Below are 15,337 nucleotides of genomic sequence, written 5' to 3' on the forward strand. Positions count from 1 at the left end.
CCCCCCTCCCGCGTGCGGGAGGGGCCGGGGGAGGGCTTGTAGGGCCACCCACCCCTGGGAAAGCAGAACAGGCCCTCCCCCAGCCCCTCCCGCACGCGGGAGGGGAGACATGAGGCCCTCCGGCAAGCGGAGGGGGAGTTTTGACCGATGCCCCTGCACTTCGAACTCGTCACGCCGGCCAAGCTCGTCCGCTCCGAGGAAGTCCACATGGTGGTCGTCCCCGGCACGGAAGGCGAATTCGGCGTGCTCGCGGGCCATGCGCCCTTCATGTCGACGATCGCCGACGGCGCGCTCAAGGTCTACAAAACCGAGAACGGCGCGCCTGAGGAAATCCGCATCACCGGCGGTTTCGCCGAAGTCGGCGATGCCGGCCTGACCGTGCTGGCCGAGCACGTCGAAGGCTGAGCCTTTTCGCTCCATGCGTTTCGGAAGGGCGTCGCCGGGAAACCGGCGGCGCCCTTTGCTTATAGGCGCATGTCGTCATGCTGACCTGATCCGGGACGAGGGACACAATGCGGGTTTGTCGAATCGTAAGACATTCTTGACTATGAAGCCCCGTGATCTTGCGGGGAATTTTGCGAATGACGGGCGCGGCACAGGCAAGCGGGAGGTTGGGCGACCGCGCCCAAACCCTCGCCCAGACTCTCGCCCAGACCCTCGCCCACAGCCGCCTGACCCAGATCGCCTGCCTCCTGGCCTTCGCGCTGTTGATCCGCTGCCCCGCCTATGGCGAGTGGAACTTCGGGATCGACGACCAGTTCTACGCACTCGTCGGCGATCGCCTGCGCCATGGAGACCTGCTCTACGTCGACGTCTGGGATCGCAAGGGCCCGCTGCTCTACCTGATCTTCGCCGGCATCGGGCTGCTGTCGCCGACCATGCTCGCCTACCAGCTTGTCGCAACCTTCTCCGCGGCGCTGGGTGCCTATGGAGTCAATCGCATCGCCCGGCTCATCGCGACGCCGGCAAGCGCCCTCCTGGCAGGCCTCGCCTACCTCGCGCTGCTCAGCCGGTTTGAAGGCGACAACCTCGAGGCCGGGGTGTTCTTCAATACGCTGATGATCGCCGCCGCCTGGCTGCTGGTCTCGCGCTTCGCCCTGCTGCGCGCCGGCCGGATTGACGCGGCGCTGGTGCTCGGGTTCCTTTGCGCCGGCCTCGCCATCGCGATCAAGCAGACCGTCGCATTCGAAGGCGCCCTGTTCGGACTGACCGCGCTCGCGATGCTGTGGCGCGCGGGTCGCCCGCCGGTCCAGATCGCATGGAAGGCCGGACTGCTCGCGCTCGCCGGCGCGCTGCCGATGCTGGCGACGGCCCTGTTCTATTGGGCCGACGGTCACTTCCCCGACTTGTGGAACGCGATGGTCACCTCCAACTTCGCGCGCGGATATGCCGATCCCGCGATCCGCGTGAAGCGGATATTCACGATGGCCGGGATGCTCGGCATACCGCTGGTCTTTGCCGGCATCGGCCTGCACGCCCTGCGCAGCGCGGCGCCCGAGCAGAAGGCGGTGGTGCGACTGGTCACGCTCTGGGCACTGGTTGCGCTGGCGCTGATCTTCTCCTTCCCCAACATCTACGTGCACTATGCCCAGTCCGCGCTGGCGCCCTTGGCGATCCTGTGCACGGGCTATTTCGCCCACCGCCGCCCGGTCTGGCCGGGCCTCGTCGCGATCCTGGGGCTGAGCCTCGCGCTGGCCGGAACCTTCCACGTCGCCGATCGCTGGCGTGCCCGCCCCGCGGCGCAGGCTCTGGTCGACTGCGTCCGCCTGGTCACGCCGCACAAGCGGCTGCTGGTCTGGGGTGCCCCCAACTATCTCTACTCGCTGGTCGATGCCGACCCGGTGAGCGCCCTCGCGTTCTCGCCGCATCTCTACGAAGGGCGCGAGTGGACCGGCCTCGACGAAGCGCGCGAAGTTCGCCACATCCTCGCCGCCCGCCCCGAAACGGTGGTCGCGCAAACGCCGTTGCCGTCCTCGCCGCTCAACGAAGCGACGGTGCGCCTAGTCGATGCTTATGTCCGCCAGTGCCGTCAGGCCCGCCGTTTCACCGTCTACGACCACAACGGCGCACAGGTCCAAACGGTGTTCAGCGGCTGCGCGAGGTGACGTTTGTTTACTTGGCGACACCGACTCGGCTGCGAACGGACAAACCCCAGCCCGGTTGCGCCGGCGTTCAGCTTCGCTAACCTAGGCGGACCGGCAAGGAGAGAGCCATGTCACGAACCGTCCCTTTCGCCCTGCCCGCCATGCTGGCAGCCGCGCTTGCCGCTTGCAGCGCACAGACCCCGCCGCCGGAACCCGCCGCGCCGCCTGCGGCAGACCTCGAACCGAGCTGCGGCGCGGACAAGCTGGTGAGCTATGTCGGGCACAACGCCACGGACGACGTGGTCACCGCGATCGGGCGGGCGAGCGGCGCGAAATCGGTCCGGGTCATCAAGCCCGACACGGCCGTGACGATGGACTACCGCCCCGACCGGCTCAATGTCGACGTCGATGCCAACGGCGTCATCAAGGCCTTCCGCTGCACCTGACGCGGCGACCGGCCCCGCTCGCAAGGCGGGGCAAATTGCTCCAGCCCGGCCGGATTGCCTCTTTACATCGCGGCTCGTCATGCCCATAGGCTGGCGCATGACCTTTCGTCTCGGCCTTACCCTGCGACTTATCCGCCCTTGGGCGTGAGGTGACGCGTCGTCCTGCGGCGCGCTCGGCGCTCAAGGGGACCTACTACATCACCCGAACTGCAGACGAATTACCGAGCGAGAATACCCCATGACCATGCTGAAAGACCCTTCGGTCAAGTATCGCCCCTTCCCGCAGATCAAGCTGGAAAACCGGCAGTGGCCCTCGCAGGTCATCACCAAGGCCCCCCGCTGGCTCTCCACCGACTTGCGCGACGGCAACCAGGCGCTGATCGACCCGATGGGCGCGGAAAAGAAGACGCGCTTCTTCGACCTGCTGGTGAATGTCGGCCTCAAGGAAATCGAAGTCGGTTTCCCCAGCGCTGGCGCCACCGAGTTCGACTTCATCCGTGGGCTGGTCGACAATGACCGCATCCCCGAGGATGTGCTGGTCCAGGTGCTGACCCAATCGCGCGCGGACCTGATCGAGCGGTCGTTCGAGAGCCTGGCCGGCGTCCACGCCGCGATCGTCCACCTGTACAACGCCGTGTCGCCGCTGTGGCGCACGGTCGTGTTCGGCATGGAACAGCACGAGATTCGCGGCATCGCCGAGAACGGCGCCAAGGTCCTGCGCGATCAGGCGGCGAAGTACCCGCAGACCAAGTGGCACTTCGAATACAGCCCCGAGACCTTCTCCACTGCCGAACTCGATTTCTCGATCGAGTGCTGCGAGGCGGTGATGAACATTCTCCAGCCGACGCCCGAGCACCCGATCATCCTCAACCTGCCGGCAACGGTCGAGGCGGCGACGCCCAACATCTACGCCGACCAGATCGAATACTTCTGCCGCAACTTGCCCAACCGCGAGAGCGCGGTGATCTCGCTGCACACCCACAACGATCGCGGCACCGGCGTCGCGGCGGCGGAGCTGGGCCTGATGGCCGGCGCCGACCGCGTCGAGGGCTGCCTGTTCGGCAATGGCGAGCGCACCGGCAACTGCTGCCTCGTCACCGTCGCGCTGAACATGTACACGCAAGGTGTCGATCCCGAACTGGACTTCTCGAACATCGACGAAGTCATCCAGACGGTCGAGTACTGCAACCAGCTCAAGGTGGCCGAGCGCCATCCCTATGGCGGCGAACTGGTCTTCACCGCGTTCTCGGGCTCGCATCAGGACGCAATCAAGAAGGGTTTCGCGGCGCAGGAAAAGCGCAACGACGAAATCTGGGCCGTACCTTACCTGCCGATCGACCCGGCGGACCTGGGCCGCGACTACGAGGCGGTGATCCGCGTCAACTCGCAGTCGGGCAAGGGCGGTTTCGCCTGGGTGATCGAGCAGGACCAGGGCCTCAAGCTGCCCAAGCGGATGCAGGCGCACTTTTCCAAGCACGTCCAGGAACTGGCCGACGATCTGGGCCGCGAACTGCAGGCCGCCGACATCTGGAGCGTGTTCCGCAAGGCCTATCGCCTCGAGGACGGCCAGCGCTTCCAACTGATCGATTGGGACGAGGCCAAGGGTGCCGACGGTGCCCGCGTCTTCGCCGGCAAGATCGGCGTCGACGGTCAGGAACGGTCGGTCTCCGGCAAGGGCAACGGCCTGATCTCGTCGGTGACGGCGACGATCGCGGAGAGCTTCGGTGTCAGCCTCGACGTGCGCGACTATGCCGAACACTCGATGGGCAAGAGCACTGACGCACGCGCCGCCGCCTACGTCGAATGCGTGCTGCCGGACGGTCGCACCGTCTGGGGCGTGGGCATCGACGAGGACGTCGCCACCGCCAGCGTTCGCGCCGTGCTGAGCGCCGCCAACGCCGCCTGAGACTTCTCTCGGCGGGAATACGAAAAGGGCCCGGCCGTCATGGTCGGGCCCTTTTCGTGTCCGACGCTCCCGACATCGCACGCTCCGAGAGCGGTCGTGATGATGGAGATCAATCTGGAATGACCTGAGCTTCCCGTACTTCGTCATTGCGAGCGCAGGTCACCGTCGAAGTCACCTGCCCTAGATCCCCCCCGCCTCGTCGTCGGCCGGCGCTTCGACCTGCAGATGGATCAGGCCCCTGCTGAGAACGTGCGCGATCATGTGCGTGCGGTTTCGCGTCCGTGTCTTGAGGCGGACGTTCTCGACGTGGCGGGCGACCGTACAGGCCGCGATGTCGAGGCGGATCGCTATTTCCTTTGCCGACAGGCCCATCGCCACCAATTCCAACACCTCCACCTCTCGTGATGTGAGATGTTCGTACTCACCCAAAAAGCCGTCCATGTTTGGACCCCTTTCGCCCCTGCCCCGACTCACTCTTCGTCTTATGTTATCGTGACTTTCTAAGCCTATTAGCTGACTTGGATAAGCAGCAATTCGCAATTCGGCGGTCTATCGCGGTATCGTCCAGAAGCGGGACAGGGCGATGCGGAACAATGGCAGGAAGGCCGATTTTCCGCGCCGCTCGCCTAAGTGGTGGTACTTATATATTCCCTAAATTGACCAATTTGACACCGCCCCCAAATCGGCGCAGTCCATCCTTACAAATTGGCAACAACATAATAATTACCAATTTTCGGGAAATAGACTTTACTTTTTCAACCAGTATTCTGGTTGGTTTTGACTTGTACCCTGGACACTCCGTGCCTCCGACACCCGTGCGCAAGACACGCCGTGCGCCCGACGCCATGCGTCTCGCACTGTTCCGTGCTCTGGCACTGCGCGCCTCAGACACCCGTGCCTCAGCCACTGCATATCCCGGATTTATTCCGGGAACGGCCATCGTGCGCTTCGGTCATCCGGGCCGGGTGCATGGCGCCGATGCTCGTCCAAACGCCCGCAAGGGTACGAACAGGGGTGACGACGATGAAAGGAAGCACACGCTCGTATCTTCATACTCTTCCATTTATACTATCCCTGTCTGTAGCGTTACCGTCCCAGGCGCAGACGAGTCTGGAAAGCGGAAGTAACTCGACGGCCAATTCGGGATCAGCGTCCCAGGCCGCCTCGCAGAGCAATCCCACCAACGTAAACGCCCCGGTGAACCAGCAGGGCAATCTCACCTCCACCAGCCAGTCGAATTCCAATGCCGTCTCGGGATCGAACTCGGGATCGAACTCGGATTCCAACCAGACGCAGGGACAGGGCCAGACCCAGGGACAGGAGGCGAACAACGCGCAGAACCAGACCCAGGGCCAGATGGCGACCAACCAGCAGGGGGTCAGCCTGACCTTCAATTCCACCACTCCCAGGACCCAGAAGTTCTACACCAACAATGCCGTGCCGCTGGCCGCGTCGAGCAGCTTCAGCAGCGACTACTGCGGCGGCACCGCCAGCGGCGGCGCCAGCGCGGCCCCGCTGGGGATCAGCATCGGCGGAGCCGGTCCGGTCTTCGACAAGTCCTGCCAGTCGCTGCGACGAGCGGAGAAGTTCGGCATGGCCGCGGCCAATGCTGCCAACCTGGGCCAGCCCGAACTGGCAGGCCGGCTGATGTCTATGATGATCTGGTCGATCTGCACGTCGGACAGCAGCGGCCCCAAGTCCGACAAGTCCACTGCGCAGGCCTGCGGTGTGGCGGGATTGCTGGGCAGCACCGCGACGACCCAACCCGCACAGGCTCAGCCCGAGCCCGCCCCCGCGCCCGAACCGGCCGTGCGCACCTCGGCGGACTATCCCACGCCCGAGGCGGTCACCCGCCAGCCTCCCATGGTCGCGGCGGCGCCCCGGCCCGAGATGCTGGTAACCAAGTAACCGAACCGTTTGGTTTCGCGATCCCAGGAAAGGGGCCGGGATCGTGATGCGACAGGAGAACAGGCCCCCTCGAAACGGAGAAGGATCATGATGAAGAAGGCTCTCGTTTGCATCGCTGCCAGCATGGCACTGGCCTCCCCGGCGATGGCCGCGCAGTTCGGCCTCGTCCTGGGCCAGGGCGCGACCGCGTCCAGCAGCAACGCCAGCGCGGGCAGCGTCGGCAGCAGCGGCTCCGCGATCTTCGGCACGACCGTCCAGCAATCCAGCGCGAATTCGAACTCTAACGGTTCGGGCACCGTTTTGACGAACGGCAACAACACCAACAGCTCGTCGACCCACTCGTCGTGGACCTCCCAGCAGGGCTCCACGGCCTCGCTCGGCTTCGCCGGTTCGCACAACGCCAACGCTGCGGGCGCAACCGGTGCCTCGGGCGCGCAGAGCGTCTTTACCGGCGGCTGGCTTTTCGTGCTCCCCTGAACGCGGGAGGGGACCAGGCCACCGTGCAACCCGGATGGCCTGACCGGCGCAGCGGACATCCGTGTCCGCTGCGCTTGCCGTTGGAGCACCCGGCGCGGATTACCCCGGCTTCTTCGGCAACTCGATCTCGGCAATGCCGAGGCACATCTTCACGCCCTTCTGGTTCTGCATGAGGTGCTTGACCTGGACCAGGTGACGCCCTTCCTCGTCGACCATCTTGTCCACGACCTCGGCGGTCTGGATCGTCACGTCGCCGGCGAGCGCCGGGCCGCGATAGTTGGCGGTCGAGTGCACGACCATGCCCCACTCGCCCGCCCAGCCGGCGAGATAGTCGGTTACCCAGGCGCCCATCGACGCGCCGTAGCCGTAGGCGCGCGGCATGCCGATCTTGCGCGCGTACTTGGGGAACAGGTGCCCGCGCGACGGGCCATAGTAGGCGCCGTCGGTGATCGCGGGGTTGATGCGCTCCATCACCGGGTCGTTTTCATGCCCGGCCATCTCCTTGGTGAAGCCCAGCGCCTCGAGGTCGATCTGGCGACGGTCCAGCGTGCCCCAGACCGTGAACAGGTAGGAACGCCATTCGGTGGTGAAGCTGGCGACGGTATGCGGCCCGAACACGCGCTCGGGCAACTGGTCGCCGACCGTGACGTCGTCCCACCAGCGTTCGCCATGGCCGAGATCGTGCAGCATCTGGACCCAGGCGAACTTGCGCTCCTCCAGGGCGGCGAGTTCAGCGTCGGTCCATTCCGGCTCCTCGAACTCGTCCTTGTTGACGGTGTCGCCGCCGGCCGCCGCACGATAGCGGATCGCCGTGGAGCGCTGTTTGGCGATCAGTTCGCCATTCTGGTTGCGATAGTAGTTGTCTCCGCGCTGGAAACAGGTCGGGCCGAAGCCGGTCTGCTTGACGGTGTAGTCGTAGGGAATGCGCTCGTTGACGATGACGTCCCCACCGAACACGCGCGGGCCGTAGTGCCAGAATTCGTCGCCACCGAAGAGCAGGTGCGATTCGGCGATGCGACCCATGCACGAGGCCGAAGTGCCGTGGCTGTCGTCCATGACGATCGGGAAGCTTTGTGGCGCCACTAGCTTCCCCCAGCGGCTCTGCGCGGCATAGGCAGGGTCGAAATGCGCGAGATTGGGGTAGTGCATCGCCTGGACCCACCGACGGATATCGTTGTTACCCAGAGGCTCTCGGATCGGAGAACTGTCGATCACCTTGCCGAGGTACTGATCGATATCGGAGCAATCGAACGCCTGTTCCGCCAGGTCTGACACGGGGTTTGCCATCGGGGCTGATCCTCTCTTTTTCGGCCCGCTTGTACGGGCCACAACTAATCGACAATGGTGTCTATTTCAGAGCGAGTACAACGTCACGCCCATTTGCGGACGGACGCCACGTCAACGCACGGGCGGTATGGCGATCCACCCTCGACAGGTCGGGCCGGCGCCATTATGCCCGTTTTAACCGAACGATTAAACGGATGCCTCGATGCCACTTCCCGCGCTGTTCCAGTCCTTGCGCCTCCCGGTGATCGCCGCACCGATGTTTATCGCCTCGAACCCGGAACTGGTCGTGGCCCAGGTGCGCGCGGGCATCGTCGGCAGCTTTCCCGCCCTCAACGCCCGCACGACGAGCCAGCTGGACGAATGGCTCCACCGCATCACCGAGGAGACGCGCGGCTGCGCCGCCCCCTTCGGGGTGAACCTCATCGTCCACCGCACCAATCCGCGGCTGGACGAGGATCTTGCGGTGCTGGAAAAGTGGAAGGTTCCTCTCGCCATCACCTCGCTGGGCGCCAAGGCCGAAGTGAACGCCGCCATACACGGCTGGGGCGGCCTGGTGCTCCACGACGTCATCGACGACACCTTCGCGCGCAAGGCGATCGACAAGGGCGCGGACGGCCTGATCGCGGTCGCGGCCGGTGCCGGCGGCCATGCCGGGCAGCAGTCGCCTTTCGCGCTGATGCAGGAGATCCGGTCGTGGTTCGACGGCCCGGTGGCGCTTTCCGGCGCGATCGCCTGCGGCCGCTCGATCCTCGGCGCGCAAGCCATGGGCGCGGACTTCGGCTACATCGGCACGCCCTGGATCGCCACGACCGAAGCCAATGCTGCCGAGGACTACAAGCAGGCCATCGTCGCCGGGCGCGCGGCGGACATCGTCTATTCCAACCTCTTCACCGGCGTTCACGGCAATTACCTGCGCCCCTCGATCGTCGCGGCCGGCATGGACCCGGACAACCTTCCCGCAGGCGACAAGAGCCAGATGAACTTCGGCTCGGGCGGCAACATGGACGCCAAGGCCTGGAAGGACATCTGGGGCGCAGGCCAGGGCATCGGCGCGATCGGTACGGTCGAGCCGGTCGCGGACCGCGTCGCGGCGCTGGCGGCGCAGTATCAGTCGGCGAAGGACGAACTGCGCGGACGAATCGGCATCGGCTGAACCGACGCAGAGGACGAGGCGGCGACCTCGCGGGTCGAACCCCACAGCGCATCGACCATCGCGTCCAGTTCGGTGAAGTCCACCCCTACGCCCAGGGGATCGTGGCGGTTGAGCCGCAGGCGTCGACGCTGCCCGTCCAGCAAGTAGCGCCGCAGGGCGCGCTGCAGCAGGTCCAGCCGCATGTGCGCCTGCATCGCCGCGCCCAGCGGATCGGTGCCGCGGCCGGCCGCCCAGGCCGCCTCGATCTGCCCCACCCGCTCGATCACCAGCTGGCTGTAGAGCCGGTGCGGCCCCCGGTGGAGCGGCAGGCCCATGCGCAGCGCGGCAGGCTCGTCACAAGGCAGCAGCAGGCCGTTCTCGCGGAAATCCTCGAAGCGATAGCGCTCGCCGCCGATGCTCTCGAACATGCGAGCGAACGCGCCATGGCCGAGCAGTTGGCGGGGCAGCAGGTGATGGCGCTGCAGTCCCGGATCGTAGCCGGGCCGGTCGTTGCGGTTGACGGCGCGAAAGGAAAGGTGGGCCCTCAGCCGGCGCTCCTGCGGAAACGCTACTCCCCTCGCCAGACGAGCACCAGCTTGCCCACCTGCGACGGCTCGAACAGCAAGGCGTCCGCACCCGTGCCGATTCCCTGCGCCTCGGAGATGAGCCCCTGCCGGACGAGGTGGTCGATCACCCGGATCGCCAGCTTCATGGTCTCGGCCGGAGGTTCGCCCGCCCTGCCCTCAATCTGCATTTCCTGGCCCGTGAAGTGCGCCAGTCCCCGGCTGGCCACGCTGCCGTCCCCGGCACGCAGCAGCGCCGTCAGCCCCAGCGCGGGAAACGCGCCGCCGCCCAGCCAGTTGAGCACCATGCGCGAGAAGTAGTCCGGTGCCATGAGCGTGCGCGCCGGCTGCCAGTATAGGCCGGTAACCGGCAGTTCGAACGCGAGATTGGCCGCCAGCCCCATCATCGTGCGCAATGCGGGCTGCAGGCCCGCGCCCGCCGCAATGTGGCCGGAGGGGACCAGTTCGACAGGCTCGTAGGCGCCGCCATCTCCTTCCTCCTCGAAACCGAAACGGTGCTCGACCGCGACCGCCCCGGTCGGTTCGGCCGGCGCCAGGCCGCGGATGTCGAAAGTCAGGCCGCTGGCGAGGATCTCGAGCCAGCCGGCATCCGATGCGGGGCGATGGCTGACCATTGCAGGCAGTCCCGATTCCCGAGCGGATGCGACGAGCCGCGCGATGTCGTCAGCTTCGGGGCGTTCGCCTGCCCTGAACAACAGCGACAGTCCCGAGCCGGAAACTTCATACTGCGAGGAATGCGGCAGCGCTTCGTGCTCCACGTCCGTTTGGCGGTGCGACCGAATAGGCCCGAATTCTAGTGCGGCGTCGAGTCCGTTCACCATGCTCCTCCCCCGTTCAGAATATGCCGATGGCAAGGCCCTCGGCGAAGGCCGCACCCAGGTCCCGACATGCCTGCAACTGCGCTTGCGGCACCTGCTTTTCGGCCAGGATCGCCTCGGGCTCCTGTGCACCGAGATTGACGATCAACGGTTCGGCCACCCGGCGCAGTCGCCAGCCGGTCACGATGCGATCGATCTGCGCCTGCGCGCCCCGCCCGTCCGAACCTGCCGCGATCGCCGTAGCATAAGGTCGCCCCTCGACCTGGCCGAGCAGCGGATAATAACAGCGGTCGAACATTTCCTTCATCATGCCGGTCATCGTGCCCAGGTTCTCGGGGCAGACGAAAAGGTAGCCCGGGGCCGCCAGCAGATCGTCGCTCGTGGCATCGGCTGCCGCGATCAGCCGCGCATGGCCTTCCGCGCCGGCGTGGATCGCCTCGGCCATGGCGCGAGCGGCGCCGGTACGGCTGTGCCAGAGAATCGCGAGCAAAGAATCAGCAGTCCTTGTTGCCTCACCCCATCATATCCCCGACTCCGCCCCGCATGCCACCGAGGCAATCGAGAAATCACCGCGGAATCGGTCCTGAAAGGCGGGGACCGACCGAGCCCGGCCCTTCCCGCCGCAAAGCGCATGGAGTAACGCGGTTCTCATGGAATCACGATCCGCAAGTGTTTTCGGGATCGACCGCTCGCTGACAGGCAAGGCCTGGCGCTGGCGCGGTGGCAACATGGACCTCAGCGATGGTCCGGCCGGTCTCGAGGACGACATCGTCACCCAGCTCCTGCTGTCCCGCGGCGTCCCGCGCGAAGACCTGGAGCGTCACCGCAATCCCTCGCTGCGCGCCTTCCTGCCCGACCCGTCCGCCTTCCGCGACATGGACGCGGCGGCCGAGCGCGTTGCCCAGGCCGTCATGACCGGCGAGACCGTCACCGTCTACGGCGACTACGACGTCGACGGCGCCACCAGCGCGGCACTCCTCATCCTGCTCCTGCGGGACTTGGGGCACGACGCACGCTACTACATCCCCGACCGGCTGCTCGAAGGCTACGGCCCGTCCGGAGAGGCGCTCGTGCGCATCGCCGGCGAGGGATCGAGCCTGATCGTCACCGTCGACTGCGGGGCCATGGCCTACGAGGCGTTGGAGATGGCCCACGAGGCCGGCGTCGACGTCATCGTCGTCGACCATCACAAGTGCTCGCCGCAGCTTCCCCGCGCCGCGGCCTTGGTCAATCCCAACCGCCTCGACGAGAGCGACCTCGCCGCTGGCCACGGCCATCTCGCCGCCGTCGGCGTCGCCTTCCTGCTGGCGGTGGCGACAGTACGCACCCTGCGCCGGCGAGGCTATTTCGAGAGCCGGCGCGAGCCCGACCTGTTCGCCCTGCTCGACCTCGTCGCGCTCGGCACCGTCGCCGACGTCGCCGCTCTGCACGGGCTCAACCGCGCCTTCGTGGCACAAGGTCTCAGGGTCATGGCCAAGCGCGACAACGTCGGCATGGCGGCCCTGATCGACGCCAGCCGCCTCAGCCGCGCGCCCACCTGTTCGGACCTCGGCTTCGCGCTCGGCCCGCGCATCAATGCCGGCGGGCGCGTCGGCGAATCGACGCTCGGGGTGCGCCTGCTGACCACCACCGACGCCGACGAGGCGCAGCAGATCGCTGCACAGCTCTCGCGCCTCAACGACGAGCGCCGCTCGATCGAACAGGCGGTGCAGGAAATGGCCGACCTGCAGCTCGGTCGCCAGCACAACCGCGCGGTGATCGTGGTCGCGGGCGATGGCTGGCATCCCGGCGTCATCGGCATCGTCGCCGGACGGCTCAAGGAAAAGACCGGCAAGCCCACCCTCGTCATCGCCCTGGGCGCCGACGAGGCTGGCAACGGCAAGGGTTCGGGCCGCTCGATCCCGGGAGTAGACCTGGGCGCTGCGATCATCGCCGCGCGCGAAGCCGGCCTGCTCATGGCGGGTGGCGGCCACGCGATGGCGGCAGGCCTAACGATCGCTCCGGACAAGCTGGAAGCCCTGTCCGACTGGCTCGACGAGCGACTTGCCGCCGACGTTTCGCGCGCCAGCGCCGGCCAGGCGATGCTTCTCGACCTCGCGCTGTCGCCCGGCGGGCTGACCCCCGCGCTGGTGGAGACGCTGGAGAGCGCCGGCCCCTTCGGCATGGGCTGGCCCGGCCCGCGCGTCGCGGTAGGCCCCGTGCGCATCGTCAAGGCCGACGTCGTCGGGGCCGATCACCTGCGCCTGATCGTCAGCGGTCCCGACGGCGGCCGCTTCAAGGCGATGGCATTCCGCTCGGCCGAGACAGAGATGGGCCAGGCCCTCCTCCATGCTGCACAGGGGCGTCGCCTGTGGCTCGCAGGGCGCGCCAGGATCGACGACTGGGGCAGTCGCCCCCAGGCCGAACTGCACCTCGACGACGCCGCTTTCTGCGACTGAAAAGACAATGTGAATTTTCTCGCGAGCAAGGGGTTGACCACCCCGCGGACCCCCGCTAGAGGGCCGGTCCTGCCTCCGGCGCAACCCGGTACGGCCCCTTCGTCTAGCGGTTAGGACGCGGCCCTTTCACGGCTGAAACACGGGTTCGATTCCCGTAGGGGTCACCATTCCTTGGATGGTGAGGCAAACCGAAAATGGCTTAACGGCCCCTTCGTCTAGCGGTTAGGACGCGGCCCTCTCACGGCTGAAACACGAGTTCGATTCTCGTAGGGGTCACCATTTTCGCCACGCGCACAGCGTTCATGCCTTTGGCGATGCTCCCCATGATCCGGAAAATTTCGCTTGCCGCTCCGGCTGAAGCGCATCGCCGATCGATGCGGCGACTTGACCTGATCGGAGCGCGACCCGCCTGCAGGCCCGAGGATCGATCGGGCCTCAACCCGTCTCGATTTGCGGGAACTGCTTAACGAGGCGGTCGATAGCCTGAATCTGCTCGAGATACGCGCGCAGCCGCTCCAGGGGCAGTGCGCAAGGGCCATCGCAAAGTGCGCTGTCCGGGTCGGGATGTGCTTCGACGAAGAGACCGGCGATACCGATGGCCATCCCTGCGCGGGAAAGCGCGGTCACCTGGGCGCGACGGCCATCGGCACTGTCGGCCCGCCCTCCGGGGCGCTGGAGCGCGTGGGTCGCGTCGAACACCACTGGTGCCAGAGCTTTCATTTCGTCCATCCCCAGCATGTCCACGACGAGATTGTTGTAGCCGAACGCCGTCCCGCGTTCGCACAGGAGTATCCGGTCGTTCCCGGCATCCTCGCACTTGCGCATGATGTGGCGCATCTCGTGCGGAGCGAGAAACTGCGGTTTCTTGACGTTGATGACTTTGCCCGCGCGCGCGACGGCGACCACGAGATCCGTCTGGCGTGCCAGGAAGGCGGGTATCTGCAGGATATCGGCGACTTGCGCTACGGAATCGGCCTGGAAGGCCTCGTGCACGTCAGTCAGGATCGGCACGCCGTACCGCTCCTTTACGTCCGCCAGGATCTGCAGGCCCTTATCCAGCCCCGGCCCGCGGAACGACCCGGTCGACGAACGGTTGGCCTTGTCGAAGCTGGCCTTGAAGACGTAGGGGATGCCCAGCTCTGCCGTGACCTGCGCAAAGCCCGCAGCCACCTCCATCACCGTGTCCCGGCTCTCGATGACGTTCATGCCCCCGATGAGCACGAACGGCGCATCGTTGGCGAACGTGATGCCGTTGGATAGCGAAACGGAATGCTGCATGGGATGGCTCGTGAACAGTTTGTCGAAACAGGTCCGATCACGCCCGCGGACAGCCGGGTCAAGCGGTTTGCGCAAGCCAGGTCGTGAACGTGATCTTGCGGGAACGCGCGATTATTAGCGGGATTTTCCCGAGCCGGCGAAAAAATGCCCGCTGGTCACACGATGCCGCGCTCGCGCAGGATGCGTTCGATCACGGGCACGTCGCCGGGATTGTTTAATTCTATCGCATCCCATTCCAGCGGCTCCGAGGTGACCACCGAAACCGGAAGACCCGTGTAGAGGAAGCGCAACTGCTCCAGCCCTTCAAGGGCTTCCAACTCGCATGGTCCGGCCGCACAGTACGCCTCCAGGGCGCTTCGCCGATACGCATAAAGGCCGAGGTGAAGATGAACCGGCGGGAAGGCCGTAGCCGATGCCGCGGCATCGAGATGGGGAATGACTCGCTTCGAGAAATACAGGGCCCGCCCGTGTCGGTCGATCACGACGGTCGTGCCGCCGACCCGGCCCTGGGCCTGGTCCTCGACGAGATGGATGTAGACCCCGCGCGAGGCTCGCACGCCCGGCGTCGCCACCAAAGCCTCGCGGTCCTCGTCGAGCCGCGCCACCAGCCGCCCCACCACTTCGGGCGGGGACAGGGGCGCATCGCCCTGAAGATTGACGACGACGTCCGCCACCGGACCCAGCGTGGCAATGGCCTGAGCGCATCGTTCCGTGCCGTTGGCACAGGACGCCGATGTCATCACTACCTGGCCACCGAAACCTTCGACCTCGCGCGCGATCCGCTCGTCATCGGTGGCGACCCATACCCCGACGGCACCTTCGACGCGCATTGCGCAGTCCCAGCTGCGGCGGATCAAGGTGCGCGCCTCGCCCGTCGCGCCGACGAGCGGGACCAGGGGCTTGCCGGGATAGCGCGTCGACGCATGGCGCGCGGGAATGATGATCGCGAAACTGGCGGCAGTCATGACCGGACCTGTAT

The 15,337-nt window shown here is 66.2% G+C and carries 15 protein-coding genes and 2 tRNA genes; 10 read left to right on the forward strand and 7 right to left on the reverse strand.

The window, feature by feature from the left end; genetic code table 11:
- Window positions 1-147: 147 nt before the first annotated feature.
- From ACFFDA_RS15110 to leuA, 4 genes are all read left to right on the forward strand, one after another.
- Entirely contained in the window at window positions 148-405 is a 258-nt protein-coding gene (locus tag ACFFDA_RS15110) for an ATP synthase F1 subunit epsilon (protein ID WP_059150004.1), read from the forward strand.
- Window positions 406-581: 176 nt separating this feature from the next.
- The gene (locus ACFFDA_RS15115) at window positions 582-2,105 is read left to right on the forward strand and encodes a hypothetical protein (protein ID WP_404481396.1); all 1,524 of its coding nucleotides are present in this window, start codon (window positions 582-584) and stop codon (window positions 2,103-2,105) included.
- Window positions 2,106-2,212: 107 nt separating this feature from the next.
- The gene (locus ACFFDA_RS15120; protein ID WP_404481398.1) at window positions 2,213-2,530 is read left to right on the forward strand and encodes an I78 family peptidase inhibitor; all 318 of its coding nucleotides are present in this window, start codon (window positions 2,213-2,215) and stop codon (window positions 2,528-2,530) included.
- A 238-nt stretch (window positions 2,531-2,768) separates the two neighbouring features.
- Window positions 2,769-4,436 carry a 2-isopropylmalate synthase gene (gene leuA / locus ACFFDA_RS15125; RefSeq protein ID WP_404481400.1) on the forward strand — a complete coding sequence of 556 codons (1,668 nt, stop codon included), beginning with the start codon at window positions 2,769-2,771 and terminating at the stop codon, window positions 4,434-4,436.
- A gap of 180 nt (window positions 4,437-4,616) precedes the next feature.
- On the opposite strand, the gene ACFFDA_RS15130 is transcribed toward leuA, so the two are convergent.
- Window positions 4,617-4,877, reverse strand: coding sequence for a response regulator transcription factor (locus tag ACFFDA_RS15130; RefSeq protein ID WP_404481402.1), 261 nt, complete (start codon window positions 4,875-4,877; stop codon window positions 4,617-4,619).
- A 756-nt stretch (window positions 4,878-5,633) separates the two neighbouring features.
- Here ACFFDA_RS15130 and ACFFDA_RS15135 point away from each other — a divergent pair.
- Window positions 5,634-6,344 carry a hypothetical protein gene (locus tag ACFFDA_RS15135; protein ID WP_404481404.1) on the forward strand — a complete coding sequence of 237 codons (711 nt, stop codon included), beginning with the start codon at window positions 5,634-5,636 and terminating at the stop codon, window positions 6,342-6,344.
- Between the two features lie 87 nt (window positions 6,345-6,431).
- Window positions 6,432-6,821, forward strand: a complete 390-nt coding sequence (locus ACFFDA_RS15140; RefSeq protein WP_404481406.1) for a hypothetical protein — start codon at window positions 6,432-6,434, stop codon at window positions 6,819-6,821.
- Between the two features lie 99 nt (window positions 6,822-6,920).
- On the opposite strand, the gene ACFFDA_RS15145 is transcribed toward ACFFDA_RS15140, so the two are convergent.
- Window positions 6,921-8,108, reverse strand: coding sequence for a MaoC family dehydratase N-terminal domain-containing protein (locus ACFFDA_RS15145; protein ID WP_404481407.1), 1,188 nt, complete (start codon window positions 8,106-8,108; stop codon window positions 6,921-6,923).
- A 202-nt stretch (window positions 8,109-8,310) separates the two neighbouring features.
- On the opposite strand from ACFFDA_RS15145, the gene ACFFDA_RS15150 reads away from it, so the two are divergent.
- Window positions 8,311-9,261 (forward strand): NAD(P)H-dependent flavin oxidoreductase, encoded by a 951-nt coding sequence (locus tag ACFFDA_RS15150; protein WP_404481409.1) that lies wholly within the window; start codon window positions 8,311-8,313, stop codon window positions 9,259-9,261.
- Here the strand turns inward: ACFFDA_RS15150 and ACFFDA_RS15155 are convergent.
- From ACFFDA_RS15155 to ACFFDA_RS15165, 3 genes are read right to left on the reverse strand one after another with little or no spacing between them, the layout of a single operon-like run.
- Window positions 9,216-9,824: an AHH domain-containing protein gene (locus tag ACFFDA_RS15155; RefSeq protein WP_404482765.1), complete on the reverse strand. Its 609-nt coding sequence runs from the start codon at window positions 9,822-9,824 to the stop codon at window positions 9,216-9,218. The genes ACFFDA_RS15150 and ACFFDA_RS15155 overlap by 46 nt on opposite strands.
- Window positions 9,809-10,645: a hypothetical protein gene (locus tag ACFFDA_RS15160; RefSeq protein WP_404481411.1), complete on the reverse strand. Its 837-nt coding sequence runs from the start codon at window positions 10,643-10,645 to the stop codon at window positions 9,809-9,811. Before ACFFDA_RS15160 ends, ACFFDA_RS15155 begins: the two co-directional genes overlap by 16 nt.
- A gap of 13 nt (window positions 10,646-10,658) precedes the next feature.
- Complete coding sequence (locus ACFFDA_RS15165) at window positions 10,659-11,087, reverse strand: flavodoxin family protein (RefSeq protein WP_404482766.1); 429 nt, start codon at window positions 11,085-11,087, stop codon at window positions 10,659-10,661.
- Window positions 11,088-11,292: 205 nt separating this feature from the next.
- Here ACFFDA_RS15165 and recJ point away from each other — a divergent pair, with 205 nt between their 5' ends.
- From recJ to ACFFDA_RS15180, 3 genes are all read left to right on the forward strand, one after another.
- Window positions 11,293-13,080 (forward strand): single-stranded-DNA-specific exonuclease RecJ, encoded by a 1,788-nt coding sequence (gene recJ / locus ACFFDA_RS15170; protein WP_404481413.1) that lies wholly within the window; start codon window positions 11,293-11,295, stop codon window positions 13,078-13,080.
- Window positions 13,081-13,172: 92 nt separating this feature from the next.
- Window positions 13,173-13,247, forward strand: a tRNA-Glu gene (locus ACFFDA_RS15175).
- 37 nt (window positions 13,248-13,284) lie between these two features.
- A tRNA-Glu gene (locus tag ACFFDA_RS15180) sits at window positions 13,285-13,359 on the forward strand.
- 156 nt (window positions 13,360-13,515) lie between these two features.
- Here the strand turns inward: ACFFDA_RS15180 and kdsA are convergent.
- Window positions 13,516-14,358 (reverse strand): 3-deoxy-8-phosphooctulonate synthase, encoded by an 843-nt coding sequence (kdsA, locus tag ACFFDA_RS15185; RefSeq protein WP_404481415.1) that lies wholly within the window; start codon window positions 14,356-14,358, stop codon window positions 13,516-13,518.
- A gap of 155 nt (window positions 14,359-14,513) precedes the next feature.
- Window positions 14,514-15,323, reverse strand: a complete 810-nt coding sequence (locus ACFFDA_RS15190; protein ID WP_404481417.1) for a manno-octulosonate cytidylyltransferase — start codon at window positions 15,321-15,323, stop codon at window positions 14,514-14,516.
- Window positions 15,324-15,337: the final 14 nt, after the last annotated feature.

Source organism: Novosphingobium sp. BL-52-GroH, assembly GCF_044813085.1.
GTDB lineage: Bacteria > Pseudomonadota > Alphaproteobacteria > Sphingomonadales > Sphingomonadaceae > Novosphingobium.